Source organism: Tissierella simiarum (assembly GCF_018917865.1).
In the GTDB taxonomy this organism is placed as follows: domain Bacteria; phylum Bacillota; class Clostridia; order Tissierellales; family Tissierellaceae; genus Tissierella_C; species Tissierella_C simiarum.
In genome coordinates, this window is sequence record NZ_JAHLPM010000005.1 from 1 (window position 1) to 12910 (window position 12910).

The following is a 12910-nucleotide window of genomic DNA, read 5'->3' on the forward strand; positions in this document are numbered from 1 at the left end:
TTCCAGGTCTTATTAATTTATATTATAGTAACGTTTTTGTCAGACTGGAATATACTTATAGTAGGAGAAAACATCAAGCGACCTTAAATACTAAGAACACGTTTGTTCCTATTTGAAATGTAAAAATAATATTTTCCCTTCTTTCTATAGGAATTGTGTCAATTATTTATGATCACCTCTTTATAAAAAAAGACTAGGATTAATTTCCTAGTTTTTTTATTTTTTGAAACATAAGCGGGTCACAAACGAGACAATCCTGAAGTATTCTTTTAATTAAACATATGTTAATATACTAAATACGGATTATTTTAAAAAAGTTTATACACAGGACCAGAATTAATCTTCTGGTCTTTTATATTTTTTGGAATTTTAAGAGTGGGTGAAAATGTTATGTTTTGTGTAGAAATGTATAGTGCTTTTTGCTAAAAAGTATATTTTATTGCCTTTTTGGTTAAAAAAGTTCCTAAATAAGCTTAAATTTCAACTAAAAGGCTTGCGGAAATTTTGGTAATCTTATAGAATACAATATATATGTTGTGTCTTTTAAGCATAAGTAAGTTTAGATTGGGTATATGTTAAGTATAATTCGTTGTACTTTTTAAACTGCTAAGGAATAGGAAAATAATTAAATGTCAACAATTATAAGAATGGATGATAGCTATGGGGGAACACGTAAGAAAGATAATTGGATTTCATGGAACTAGAAGAGAGTTTGCTGATAGCATTCTTCAATCTGAACGATTTAAAATTTCTAAAGACGATGAAGAATGGTTGGGCCCAGGAGTTTATTTTTTTGAGAACGACATTAAACAAGCATATTATTATTGCATAAAAGCGAAAAAATTTAAATCGTGGGCTATATTAAGGAGTGACATTCAGGCAAATATAATCATGGATTTAACAGATTTAGAGACATTAGAACGTTTTGAAGAAGTGGCAGAAGCAATAAAAAATAGATACTACAAAAGATCTGACGGGAAGCCGAGAAAATTGCTTAATTCTGTTGTTTTAAACATAATATACAAGGCGGAAGAATATGATTTAGTTAGGGCTGTATTTCCAGTGCCTTCTACAAGATGCATACCAAGAACAAATATAATGCCTATGCAAGTACAATTATGTGTTAGAAATTTACAATGTATAAAAACAATTACGGAGGTGGAATATGATGAACAAAAAAGAGTACTTTGATTCAGTTTTAAATTTTATAGACAATTTGTCAGATGAAGAATTTGACGCATTGTTAATTGAATCAGGAATAGAAAAATGTCCATATGAAGATTTTAAGCAAAAATACGAAAGCAAGCCTTATCACCACGATATCAAAGCTACTAGCAGTTTGTCGATTCCTAGTTTGGAAAATTTAAATCTATTCAGTATGGAAGGTGATGCCGCATGATTAATGCTGGACAAGCAACGAGCACTTTAGCATTATATGATATATTGGTTGATAGTGTTGAATTCAAAATGAACGAAGGATGTAAGTATTTAGATGAAGAGAATTTAAGACTTGGTTTCGATTCGAAAACCTACGAATCCGAAGATGGAACTAGTTACAAAATAACCACAACCACTGTAGTTAATGATAAAGAAAACAGAGATATAAATATAAAATTAGTGATGTCTGGATATTTTGGATTTCGGGATGAGGGTGAGCTTAGTGAAGAACAAAGGGATCATTTTATAGAGAAAAACACGTTGGCTATAATATTCCCTTACATAAGAAGTTATATAACTAATTTAACAGCTCAATCAGGAGGCAAACCTATTATAATACCACCAATCAACATAAACATGTTGTTAGAGGATGCACCAGAAGAGGAAGAGGACCAATAATCACAAGAACAAAGGTCCTTTTTTCTTTTTGCTAAAAAATCATTCCGTCATTGTTCCATACAAAGATTATTTTAATCATACCAGTACAATTACTATACTCACCACACAAAACCTTTCTATAAGCCTATACAAGCCTTAAAACGGTATATCAAATATTTTACTATATTTTAGCAGGAATTATTAATTACTTATAGAAATAATAGGTAAATATGGTATTCAGGAGTGGGAAAATGGAAAGTTCAAAAAATAAATTAATAAAACTTAATAAAATAATGCTTGTTGTAACTACATTTATATCAATTGTTTCTTTATCAGTATGTTTCTATTTTCATGCAAAAGCATTTCCTCTTATTTTATTTAGATATCATAAGCAAGAATTTATTTTACTTTTATGTATATTGTTTTTATATTTTTTAGCAAAGATGTTTGAGATGAAGAAAATTAAAAAAGTAATAGCGTTAGGAATAATTTTAAGTGTGATAAATTTAATAGGGTTTAGAATTTTAACTAAAATTATGTAGATTTTTTTGGGGACTATCTGGGGACTATTTGGGGACTAAGTTGTAAAAATGGTCCCCAAAACGACATTAAATACTAAAAAATACTGAAAGACAAAAAGATAAAATGCGTTGAATTCAATATGTGTGTCCAATCTTATAAAATGCAAAAACACATTCATCCTCACTCTTAATCAGTGGGTCCAGGGTTCGAATCCCTGAAGGTGCACCAAAAGATTGAGAACCCTGTAAAATACAAGGTTCTTTTTTTATTTTTGATATTTATTTTATATAATTAAGAATGTCTAAACAGGTCTTTAATTCAATAATTATATTTTTTCTTTGAATTTGATCCAAAGGTGAAAGTCTTTTATGATTAGCAATTATAAAACTAGAAGCTAAATGAGAATACCTTCTTACCATATCAAGGCTAGTATGTCCTAAAATTTGTTGGAGCAAAAATATATCACTACCATTTATTAGATAGTTAGTAGCAAATGTATGTCTTAAAATATGAGGATGTAACCTTTCTATTTTAGTTTTTCTTCTTAGTCTAGCCAATATCATTTTTATAGAGTTATCTGACATATGTCTTTTATTCTTGTCTATAAATAGTTGTTACTAGATTATCTATAAGGCATAAAAAGGGCTAGAAAATTTAGATTTTTTTACTTCTAAAATTAGTTTAGGGTTTGCATAATAATTGAAGAAAAGACAGAAGACAATAAAAGGTCGGGGGCAAGCCCCGACTCAATCGTGATGAATTAGAAGAAATCACAGTTACAGAATATAATCACTAGTATTAAAAAGAAAAATAATAGTGAATCATCAAATCCTCTCTGAGTCATAATAAACACCTCCTATAAAATGATAAAAGATGGTTTTTAGTGGGTCTATATAAATAAATTCTTATAAAAGGTTGCAATATTAGAAACAGAAGCAGAATAAAAGTATCAATATTATGAATATGAATATTATTGATTCATCAAAACAACCACCAAAGAATCCACCACGACCTTGCTTATCAGTCATAACAACACCTCCTTAACATATTAATAAATGAGGATTAAGAAATGAGGAAGAGTTATTAGCAGAGGATTTCCTAAATCCTAATATATAGTATGAAATTATTGATGAATTGCTAATATTTAAAGTAAATTTCTCTAAAAGGAAATGAAAAATAATCAAAAAAGAAAAAATCGGGGGAAGCCCCGATCTATGTGGTGATTTAGCATCTACCAAATCCACCACAGCTACAGAATAGAATTACTAGTAGCAAGAAGAAGAATAGTAATGAATCATCCATACAAAATCCATCACCGAAAAATCCACCACGACCTTGACCATCTACCATAACAATACCTCCTATAAAAGATTTAGAATAAGAACTCTTACATTACAGCATGAATACCGCTAATAATTTGTTAAAGTTTAAGTATAAAAATAATGTGAAAAACAGGAAAACCAAGACAAATATTTTTTAAGTCTCTTTAACAGTTTATGTTGTTTAAAGAAAAGTGTTAATGTTTAAAGATATTATTTTAAAAATAAAATCAATTTTATTATAGTATCCCTAAAAAATAGTGTTTACAGAATATAATAGTAGTAGAAAGGTAAAAAAGGCTGGATTTTTTTAGTCTTTATTTTTGTATTTAATTTGTAATATTATTGTTTTTCTTTTGTAAAGTTTTTGTAACTTGTAATTTGTATAAAGGTAGTATTCTATATTTATTAGGATCATCCTACTTAGGTCTAGAACAAGGGGGATATAGATGAAATACAAAAGGAAAAATATAGTTTTAAGAATATTTGTAATTTTTATAATGGTTGTACTAGGATCTTTTACATATGTAAATGCTTATCTAAATAAAATTAATAAAGTTGATATAACAAAGGATAATGAAAAACTAGGTATAAAGGTAAAAGATAACATAGATAAAAATGAGGAAAAAAGTTCTGGAGAAGAAGTAATTAACATTGCCTTGTTTGGTGGAGATAGAAGAAAAATAAATGATGTAGTGCACTCAGATGCTATTATGATCCTTACTATTGATAATCTTCATAAAAAGATAAAATTATCTTCAATCATGAGAGACACTTATGTAAATGTATATGAACATGGTATGACTAAAATAACCCATGCTTATGGTTATGGAGGACCAGAACTTGCTATTAGAACTTTAAATGAAAATTTTAATCTAAATATTAGAGACTATGGATTTGTAGATTTTTATGGATTCAAAAACTTAGTAGATGCTTTAGGTGGTATAGATGTAGAAATAAAAAAATATGAGATAAAAGAAATGAATAAATATATAAAAGAGTTAGCAGATATAAAAGACACAAGGCCTACTTTAATTAAGAAATCTGGAATGAACCATTTAAATGGAGAGCAAGCTTTATCTTATTCAAGAATTAGAAAAGTAGGGGATGGGGATTTTGAAAGAACAGATAGACAAAGAAGAGTAATGGAAATACTGTTTGAAAAGATGAAAAATATTGAAATAAGTAAATATCCTAGTGTCATTGATGCTATCCTTCCAAATATTGAGACCAGCCTTTCTAAGATGGATATCTTGAAGTTGAGTGCATGTGTTTTAAGTTGGGATAATGAAAATATTGAACAAAGTAGATTTCCTACTGACGAATATTATAAGCAACGAAAAATAGATGGAGTTTACTATATAGTAGCTGATTTAAACGAAACAAAAAAACAAATGCATGATTTTATATACAAGGATGAATTATAATTTTTGCAACATATTGGAGGCAGAATATGAGAAGAAAAAGATGTAGAACAAGAAAAAAGATAATTACCAATAAGAAAAAATTTATATTATTTTTAACATTAGCTATAGGATCTGTATTTGTTTTGAACTATTATATAAAAGAAATATTCTATAAAAATAAGCTTTCTTTAGGAAAAAATACTTCAGTCTATGCTGAATCAAAATTAAAAAAAATTTCTTCTGAAAAGATAGAAGACGAATCAAAAAGCAAAAAAGAAAAAAGTGAAAAAGATAAGAAAGAAGAACTAGAAAAAAACAAAGAGAATATTGAGCAAAATACTACCAAAATAGAAGATAATACTGAGATAGATAAGAAAGATGCAGACAAGAAAGGTATAGATAAAAAAGATATAGATTATAAAGATATATTTTATAATGATGTATTCATAGGAGATTCAATAACAGATAGTTTATCTTTTTACGGATTCATAGAAGAAAAAAATGTAATTGCTAAACTAGGCCTTACAACAGTACAAGGGAAAGAAAAAATAGAAGAAGTTAAAAAGGTAGCTCCTACAAATATTTATATGTTATTTGGCACAAATGATATTCTTACTGGTATTGATAGTGAAAAATTTACCCATAATTATCTTCAACTAATACAGCTGCTAAAGGAAAAACTGCCAGATGTGAATATTTATGTCCAGTCTATTTTTCCTATTTCATCTAATATTAATAAAAAGAAACCTTTGTTAACCAATGATCATATAGATGAGTTCAACGAAGCTTTAATTAAGATGTGTGAGAATGAGAATATAAATTATGTAGATATAGCCAGCATATTAAAGAATGAAGATAACCCATTTGAACCAGACGGAATTCATCTAAAATATAATTTCTATAAGTTATGGTTGGATTATCTTGTAGACAATATAAAACAATAGGAGGTTTATTGAAAGATGAGTAGATTTTTTAAAAACAAAAGGAAAGTTTTTTGTATAATAATAGGTATTATATCTTTTACTTCAATTTTATTAGTAGGGTGTTCTTCTAAAAAAACAAAGGAACCTTCTATAAGTGAAATTAAAAAAAATATAGAAGATTCCGTTGATATATCTGAGATGGAGAAAAAAGATGAGGAAAGTTTAGAAAAACTATACGAGATTAAAGGTGATGAGATAGAAGATTTTATATTATATACTGCAAATTCTAATATTAAATCTAATGAACTATTGATATTAAAGGTTAAAGATGAAAAAGAAATAAGTAATATAAAAGATAAAATTTCAACAAGGATAGAAAGTCAATCCAAGAACTTTAAAGACTATCTTCCAGATGAATATTATTTAATAGAAAAACATGTACTTGAAGTTAAAGATAAATATATTATTTTTGCAATATCAGAGGAAAGTGAAAAAATAGAAGATATATTTATTAAGTCTTTTAAATAAGGGAATAGTTACTTTTTATTAAGGTGGTGGACAAGCTTGGTTTTTAGCAGTTTAATATTTATATTTGTGTTTTTGCCCTTAGTAATATTTGCATATTATATAAGTCCTAAATCTCTGAGAAATTTTGTATTTTTTATATCCAGTTTAATATTTTACGCATGGGGAGAACCAATATATATACTTATTATGATGTTTTCCACCTTCTTTGATTATTTTAATGGATTGCTTATAGAAAAGTACAGAGAAAAAAAGAAAATAACAAAATTGATATTAATAAATTCTTTAGTTATAAACTTAGGGATCCTTGTATTTTTTAAATATTTTGGATTTATATCTTCTAATTTAAACTATCTTCTTAACTTAGATTTAAAAACATTTAATTTCTCTCTTCCCTTGGGAATATCTTTTTATACATTTCAAACTTTATCCTATACTATAGATGTATATTTGGGAAATATTTTACCACAGAAAAACATTATTTCCTTTGGTACATATGTGACTATGTTTCCTCAGCTTGTAGCAGGTCCTATAGTAAGATATAGTGATATAGCATGGGAACTTGATAATAGACGGGAGAATTTTACTACCTTTGGCGAAGGTGTAGAGTTATTTATTATCGGGTTAGGCAAAAAGGTACTTTTGGCAAATAATATAGGAGTTCTTTGGAATATTATAAAATCTACACCTATTAAAGATATATCTATTGTATCTGCTTGGATTGGCATATTAGCATTTACATTCCAAATATATTTTGATTTTAGCGGGTATTCAGATATGGCAATAGGGCTAGGAAAGATTTTTGGATTTAACCTTACAAAGAATTTTAATTATCCTTACGTATCTGAGAGTATCACTGAATTTTGGAGAAGATGGCATATTTCTCTTGGAACTTGGTTTAGAGAATATGTGTATATACCTCTTGGTGGAAATAAAAGAGGGAAGTTAAAACAATATAGAAACTTATTTATAGTATGGTTTTTAACAGGATTATGGCATGGAGCAAATTGGAACTTTGTTTTATGGGGATTGTACTATTGTGTATTCTTAATTATAGAAAAAGCTTTTTTACAGAAGTGGTTAGAGAATAAACCTAAATTCATAAGCCATCTATATGTTTTATTAGTAGTAATAATAGGATGGATATTCTTTGAATTTGAAAATCTTAATGAAGGTGTAAGATTTATTGGAATTATGTTTGGCTTTGGAACTCATAAGTTTTATAATGCTAAAGATATTTACTATTTATATACTAATGGAATTTTATTTACCCTAGCAGGAATTTGTTCTACTCCATTATTAAAAAAGAAAATAGATAGATTAAAAGAAAATTTAGGTCAAAAAGGATCAATGATTTATTCATTAGTGCTTATAACACTTTTGTTTATTTCTACAGCTTATTTAGTTAATGAAAGCTACAATCCTTTCTTATATTTTAGATTTTAAATGAAGGGAGATTTTGATTTGGATCAGGACAGAAATTTATATAAATATATAGTTGGGGCATTAATGCTTATATATATTTATTCAATATTTGCACTTAATGTAATAATTCCCAATAAAGCTTTTTCAGAATCAGAAAATAGAGTATTAGAACAAAAACCTGAATTTTCTATAAGAAAAGTATTAAAAGGAAGATATACTTTAGATTATGAAAAATATATTTCAGATCAGTTTCCCTTTAGAGAATTTTTTATTGGAGTAAAGTCAGACTGTGAAAGATTAATGGGGAAGCAAGAAAATAATGGAGTATATTTAGGTAAAAATGGATATTTAATGGAAGAATTTAAAAAACCGAAATTAGAAGAATTTAAAAGAAAAATTGAAAATATTAATTCGTTTGCTGATTCAAATCTTAATACTAATACTAATATATACTTTATGTTGGTGCCAAATTCGGTAAAAATATTGGAGCAGCAACTTCCTTTATTTGCTCCTGTAGATGATGAGTTTGTTTATATAAATAAGGTTAAAGATAGTCTTCATAAAAATATAAAGTTTGTAGATATATATAATATATTAAATTCTAAGAAAGATGAATATATATACTATAAAACAGATCATCATTGGACTACAAAATCTGCATTCTATGCCTATGAAGAATTAGCAAAATACATGAAATTCACTCCATATTTAGAGAGTGACTTTCATATAAAAAGGGTCACGGACAATTTTTATGGTTCCTTGTATTCAAAGAGTGGTTTTAGACATTTAAGTCCTGACAGTATTGATATATATATTCCTAAAAGAAATGAAGATTATATAGTGAAGTTCTATGACAAAAAGAAAACCTCTAACTCTATTTATGAAATGGATAATTTAAATAAGAAAGATAAGTATACTATATTCTTTGGCGGTAATCATCCTTTAATAAAAATAAATAAAAATATTTCTAATGGAAGAAAACTACTAGTAATAAAAGATTCCTATGCAAATAATTTAATACCATTTTTAATGGGACATTTTAATGAAATATATGTAATGGATCTCAGATATTACAATGATAATTTAAGTGGTTTTTTAAAGAAACAAGAAATAGATGATATACTTATTTTATATAATGAGAAATCTTTTTTTGAAGAAGAATCTATTAATAAAATATCTTGGTAAATGATATTCAAATTTTGCTAATGGTAAAACAATAGAATTATTTATATAAAATTGGGTATAAAGCATATAATAATAAAAAAAGTAAGGATGATGTTATGAAAAATATAGTAGCTTTTTTTGATATTGATGGTACAATTTTTAGAAACTCATTGATGATTGAGCATTTCAAGAAACTAAATAAATATGAAGTTATAGATCCTGCTATTTGGTATACTAAAGTAAAAAAAGTATATGAAGAATGGGAAAAAAGATTTGGAGATTTTGAGCATTACTTGGAAACATTAGCACAAGTTTATATTGAAGAATTAAAAGGTGTAAATAAATCTTATATAGAGTTCATAGCCAGTCAAGTGATTAATATTAATGGAGACATGGTTTATAAATACTCTAGGGATCAAATTGAATGGCATAAGCAACAAAAGCATAAAGTATTTTTTATTTCCGGAAGTCCAGATTTTCTAGTTTCAAAAATGGCTGAAAAATATGATATTACTGAATATAAAGGAACCGTATATAAAGTTGATGAGAATAACAACTTTACTGGAGAAATTGTTAAAATGTGGGACTCGGAAAATAAACAAAAGGCATTAGATGAATTTATTTCAAAATATAATGTGGATTTAAAAAACAGCTATGCCTATGGGGATACTACAGGTGATTTATCTATGCTTAGAATGGTAGGAAATCCAGTAGCTATTAATCCAAATAAGAATTTACTATTATCTATAAGAAATGATGAAGATTTATTAGATAAAACTACTATAATTGTAGAGAGGAAAAATGTTATTTATAAATTAAGACCAGATGTAGGGATATTATAGAAAAAGACGAAGATTTCATTATGGTTCTTCGTCTTTTTTATCGTACTCTGGGACAACAGCTCCTGCACTTATTATTAATTTTAATCCTTCTTCTACAGTCATGTCTAGATAGATAATTTCTTTATCGGGAACAAGTATAAGCATTCCTGATGTAGGATTGGGTGTAGTAGGAATAAACACATTTATTAGCCTGGCAGCAGTTTTATCTTGCACCTCTCCCCTACATTCACCTGTTACAAATCCAATGGCATAAGTACTTTTTCTGGGGTACTCTACTAAAACTACATTACTAAATATTTGTTTATCCTTAATAGAAAAAGCTTCTACTATTTGTTTAACACTAGAATAAATTTTAGATATTAAAGGAATTCTTTGTAGTAATTCTTCTCCTTTTTTTAGCAGCTTTACTCCAACATAGTTAGACACTATAAATCCTGTTAAAAGTATTAAACCAATAGTAAAAATTAAACCTATACCAGGAAAAGAAAAGCCTAATATTGGTACAACAAATTTACCAATTAATCCATCTAGAAAAGTAAAAAACCAAAATAATATATACAGAGTTACAACAAAAGGCAAAATAGAAAATAACCCTCTAATAAATAAAGATCTAAGTTCTTTCATTCAAGTTCTCCTTAAACTAAGCTATTGATTTAAAATATTGTATTAATACTTTTATACCCATTTAATATAGAATTTATAATATAATTGTAACAGATATGTAACCCCATTTTTGTTTATATCAATTATAATTGATATGAAAGGGATTATAATCTAAATATATAAAAGATAGTAAAAGTTTGGTATAGGAGTGATATACATGAAAAAATATTTAAATTTATTATCAATAATTTTGGTAATGACATTAATATTTGTAGGATGTCAGTCTACAACACCACCAAAGAATAATGGTGGTAATGGAGGTAATGGTGGAGTCAAAGAGGAAGTTTTGACTATAAAAGATTATTATCCTTTTAAGGAAAACACAATGATGGAATATGAGGGTATAGGTAATGAATATGCAGAGCAACAAACTTTTTTTGAGTTTATTGATGGAAATAGGGCTCAAATCAAAGTAGCTAATCCTGGAACAACTTTTACAAAAGTATTAGAATATAAAGATGGATCATTGACAGAAATATTTGCTGAAGGTGAATTTTATCATATTGAGAATATGTTAAATACAACTAATGAAAATAACAATATAATATTGAAGGAACCTTTAGAAGTAGGTAATAACTGGACTGGTTCTGATGGGCGTAAAAAGGAAATTACTAGTTTAAATGCAGAAATAGAAACTCCCTATGGAAAATATAAAGCTTTGGAAGTGACTACTGAATTTGAAGAAGGAAGAGTCCAAAGAGAATACTATGCAAAAGATATAGGTCTTGTGGCTTCTATATATAAAGATGGAGAAATGGAAGTAAAGACTCTTTTAGAAGATATAAAAAATCAACCTTTAGAAATTGAAATGAAGTCCTATTATCCAATGTTTAACGATATTAAAACAGCATATGTAGAACAAAATATTGAATTCAATACTAATGATAGTATTGAAAGGATATTAGAAACAATAATGAAAAATCCACCGTCTGATAAATTAGTGCCTGTAATTTCAAAAAATACAAAGATTAATAAACTTCTTTTAGATAGAGGACCTTGGATATTAAAAGTAGATTTTTCAAAAGAGCTTTTATCCGAAATGAATGCAGGAAGTTCTATGGAAGCTGAAATATTAAAGAGTATAGTAAATACATTGGGTAAGTTATATGATACAGATAAGGTTTATATTTCTGTAGACGACGTTCCATATAGCTCTGGTCACTATTCTATAAGAGAAGGTGAATATTTTACTGTAGATGAAAGTAACGTAGAAGAATTTAAATAGATAAATAGTTTTTTTATAATAACCTCACGTTTTTTAAGCTGTATGCTGAAAACGTGAGGTTGTTTTTATTATCACAAAGCAATCAATTTAGATTTTGCCACATTGATATAGAAAAGCTTTACACGTGTATTATTATCAGTATTAAGATATAATTTCCTTAAAGAAATACATTAACTATTTGTATGATAATTAGCACTTTCAATAGCTTTCATGAATATGTGGCAAGGAGGTGAAAAGCAATGTTAGATAAATCAAAAGTAGATCTACTGCTGTTCCTTGGTTAGACCTGTTAGTGATAGGTGGAGTTGATATTTTAGAATTGGGATTCCTGTATCTAATCCATCAATGGATGGTGAAGTTATAAAGAATTCATATGGAAAGGTACTTCAATTGGGCATAAGTGAAGAAGAAATAAAAACAGCTCTTATAAGAATACGAAAGAACTATCCTGATCTTCCAATAGTCATAATGAGCTATTTTGAAGGAATAGAAAAGTATAATTTATTTAACATTAAGGAGTACTACGATGCAATACTTTGTCCTGATAGAGTATTAGAGAAGACAGCTGAAGATATTAATTTAATACAAATATATCACGAGGAAATGGATGATAAGACAATAGAAAATCTAATTAAGAATAATGATGGCTTTGCTTATGTACTAAGCGGTAAAGGTAACACTGGAAGCAGAGGAGAGATATCTTCCAATTATAAAATAACTAAGGAACGAATAAGAAGTATTTCAGATATTCCTATTCAAATAGGATTTGGAATATATAAAAGTTCCCAGATAAAAGAGCTGCTCCAATCAAAAGTTGACGGAGCAATAATTGGTAGTGAAGTTATCCGTAGAATAGATGAAGGGGATAAAAATTCACTATCTGATTATATAAAAGAATTAAAAAAGTATACTAAAAACCTATATTAAATATAGCATAAGTTAGCATTAGAAAACAATAATAATTAAAGAGAAAAGGAGCTACCTTTTCAAATGATATATTAAAGATTTGAATGTAGCTCCTTTCCTTTATTGCTCTTCTTCTTGCTTTTCGCTCTTAGCTCCTTTTGGTTTCTTAGGAGCA

At 27.4% G+C, this 12910-nt stretch carries 15 protein-coding genes; 12 read left to right on the plus strand and 3 right to left on the minus strand.

Going from position 1 to position 12910, the window contains the following annotated elements; translation table 11 throughout:
* The first annotated feature begins 660 nt into the window (after nucleotides 1-660).
* The 4 genes from KQI42_RS07130 to KQI42_RS07145 all read left to right on the plus strand — a co-directional run bounded on the left by KQI42_RS07130 (nucleotide 661) and on the right by KQI42_RS07145 (nucleotide 2357).
* Entirely contained in the window at nucleotides 661-1191 is a 531-nt protein-coding gene (locus tag KQI42_RS07130) for a hypothetical protein (RefSeq protein ID WP_216518239.1), read from the plus strand.
* Complete coding sequence (locus KQI42_RS07135; protein WP_216518241.1) at nucleotides 1166-1399, plus strand: hypothetical protein; 234 nt, start codon at nucleotides 1166-1168, stop codon at nucleotides 1397-1399. Before KQI42_RS07130 ends, KQI42_RS07135 begins: the two co-directional genes overlap by 26 nt.
* The gene (locus KQI42_RS07140) at nucleotides 1396-1836 is read left to right on the plus strand and encodes a protein-export chaperone SecB (RefSeq protein WP_216518243.1); all 441 of its coding nucleotides are present in this window, start codon (nucleotides 1396-1398) and stop codon (nucleotides 1834-1836) included. The genes KQI42_RS07135 and KQI42_RS07140 overlap by 4 nt, the downstream gene beginning before the upstream one ends.
* 230 nt (nucleotides 1837-2066) lie before the next feature.
* Nucleotides 2067-2357 carry a hypothetical protein gene (locus tag KQI42_RS07145; protein ID WP_216518245.1) on the plus strand — a complete coding sequence of 97 codons (291 nt, stop codon included), beginning with the start codon at nucleotides 2067-2069 and terminating at the stop codon, nucleotides 2355-2357.
* A 258-nt stretch (nucleotides 2358-2615) separates the two neighbouring features.
* On the opposite strand, the gene KQI42_RS07150 is transcribed toward KQI42_RS07145, so the two are convergent.
* Both KQI42_RS07150 and KQI42_RS21305 read right to left on the minus strand, forming a co-directional pair.
* Nucleotides 2616-2942 carry a tyrosine-type recombinase/integrase gene (locus KQI42_RS07150; protein ID WP_343231671.1) on the minus strand — a complete coding sequence of 109 codons (327 nt, stop codon included), beginning with the start codon at nucleotides 2940-2942 and terminating at the stop codon, nucleotides 2616-2618.
* A 619-nt stretch (nucleotides 2943-3561) separates the two neighbouring features.
* Complete coding sequence (locus KQI42_RS21305) at nucleotides 3562-3687, minus strand: hypothetical protein (protein WP_281420353.1); 126 nt, start codon at nucleotides 3685-3687, stop codon at nucleotides 3562-3564.
* 418 nt (nucleotides 3688-4105) lie between these two features.
* On the opposite strand from KQI42_RS21305, the gene KQI42_RS07155 reads away from it, so the two are divergent.
* From KQI42_RS07155 to KQI42_RS07180, 6 genes are all read left to right on the plus strand, one after another.
* Nucleotides 4106-5083 carry an LCP family protein gene (locus KQI42_RS07155; RefSeq protein ID WP_216518250.1) on the plus strand — a complete coding sequence of 326 codons (978 nt, stop codon included), beginning with the start codon at nucleotides 4106-4108 and terminating at the stop codon, nucleotides 5081-5083.
* A 26-nt stretch (nucleotides 5084-5109) separates the two neighbouring features.
* A complete protein-coding gene (locus KQI42_RS07160) occupies nucleotides 5110-6006 on the plus strand; it encodes a GDSL-type esterase/lipase family protein (protein WP_216518252.1) in 897 nt (298 codons plus the stop codon).
* A 15-nt stretch (nucleotides 6007-6021) separates the two neighbouring features.
* Nucleotides 6022-6513, plus strand: a complete 492-nt coding sequence (locus KQI42_RS07165; RefSeq protein ID WP_216518255.1) for a DUF4358 domain-containing protein — start codon at nucleotides 6022-6024, stop codon at nucleotides 6511-6513.
* 186 nt (nucleotides 6514-6699) lie between these two features.
* Entirely contained in the window at nucleotides 6700-7956 is a 1257-nt protein-coding gene (locus KQI42_RS07170; RefSeq protein ID WP_216518257.1) for an MBOAT family O-acyltransferase, read from the plus strand.
* An 18-nt stretch (nucleotides 7957-7974) separates the two neighbouring features.
* Nucleotides 7975-9120: a DHHW family protein gene (locus tag KQI42_RS07175; protein ID WP_216518259.1), complete on the plus strand. Its 1146-nt coding sequence runs from the start codon at nucleotides 7975-7977 to the stop codon at nucleotides 9118-9120.
* A gap of 95 nt (nucleotides 9121-9215) precedes the next feature.
* Nucleotides 9216-9941 carry an HAD family hydrolase gene (locus tag KQI42_RS07180; protein WP_216518261.1) on the plus strand — a complete coding sequence of 242 codons (726 nt, stop codon included), beginning with the start codon at nucleotides 9216-9218 and terminating at the stop codon, nucleotides 9939-9941.
* A gap of 18 nt (nucleotides 9942-9959) precedes the next feature.
* Here the strand turns inward: KQI42_RS07180 and KQI42_RS07185 are convergent, their stop codons facing one another.
* Nucleotides 9960-10565, minus strand: coding sequence for a DUF502 domain-containing protein (locus KQI42_RS07185; protein ID WP_216518263.1), 606 nt, complete (start codon nucleotides 10563-10565; stop codon nucleotides 9960-9962).
* A gap of 196 nt (nucleotides 10566-10761) precedes the next feature.
* Here KQI42_RS07185 and KQI42_RS07190 point away from each other — a divergent pair, with 196 nt between their 5' ends.
* Together KQI42_RS07190 and KQI42_RS07195 are read left to right on the plus strand one after the other, a co-directional pair.
* Nucleotides 10762-11829 carry a GerMN domain-containing protein gene (locus tag KQI42_RS07190; protein ID WP_216518265.1) on the plus strand — a complete coding sequence of 356 codons (1068 nt, stop codon included), beginning with the start codon at nucleotides 10762-10764 and terminating at the stop codon, nucleotides 11827-11829.
* A 324-nt stretch (nucleotides 11830-12153) separates the two neighbouring features.
* On the plus strand, nucleotides 12154-12756 hold the full coding sequence (locus KQI42_RS07195; RefSeq protein ID WP_343231672.1) for a tryptophan synthase subunit alpha: 603 nt from the start codon (nucleotides 12154-12156) through the stop codon (nucleotides 12754-12756).
* Nucleotides 12757-12910: the final 154 nt, after the last annotated feature.

Excerpts from the sequence above, each read along its gene's own strand:
- KQI42_RS07160 (WP_216518252.1), top strand. The coding sequence starts at position 5,110 with ATGAGAAGAAAAAGATGTAGAACAAGAAAAAAGATAATTACCAATAAG.
- KQI42_RS07190 (WP_216518265.1), top strand. The coding sequence starts at position 10,762 with ATGAAAAAATATTTAAATTTATTATCAATAATTTTGGTAATGACATTA.
- KQI42_RS21305 (WP_281420353.1), bottom strand. The coding sequence starts at position 3,687 with ATGGTAGATGGTCAAGGTCGTGGTGGATTTTTCGGTGATGGATTTTGT.
- KQI42_RS07180 (WP_216518261.1), top strand. The coding sequence starts at position 9,216 with ATGAAAAATATAGTAGCTTTTTTTGATATTGATGGTACAATTTTTAGA.
- KQI42_RS07145 (WP_216518245.1), top strand. The coding sequence starts at position 2,067 with ATGGAAAGTTCAAAAAATAAATTAATAAAACTTAATAAAATAATGCTT.
- KQI42_RS07135 (WP_216518241.1), top strand. The coding sequence starts at position 1,166 with ATGATGAACAAAAAAGAGTACTTTGATTCAGTTTTAAATTTTATAGAC.
- KQI42_RS07185 (WP_216518263.1), bottom strand. The coding sequence starts at position 10,565 with ATGAAAGAACTTAGATCTTTATTTATTAGAGGGTTATTTTCTATTTTG.
- KQI42_RS07170 (WP_216518257.1), top strand. The coding sequence starts at position 6,700 with ATGATGTTTTCCACCTTCTTTGATTATTTTAATGGATTGCTTATAGAA.
- KQI42_RS07155 (WP_216518250.1), top strand. The coding sequence starts at position 4,106 with ATGAAATACAAAAGGAAAAATATAGTTTTAAGAATATTTGTAATTTTT.
- KQI42_RS07165 (WP_216518255.1), top strand. The coding sequence starts at position 6,022 with ATGAGTAGATTTTTTAAAAACAAAAGGAAAGTTTTTTGTATAATAATA.
- KQI42_RS07140 (WP_216518243.1), top strand. The coding sequence starts at position 1,396 with ATGATTAATGCTGGACAAGCAACGAGCACTTTAGCATTATATGATATA.
- KQI42_RS07130 (WP_216518239.1), top strand. The coding sequence starts at position 661 with ATGGGGGAACACGTAAGAAAGATAATTGGATTTCATGGAACTAGAAGA.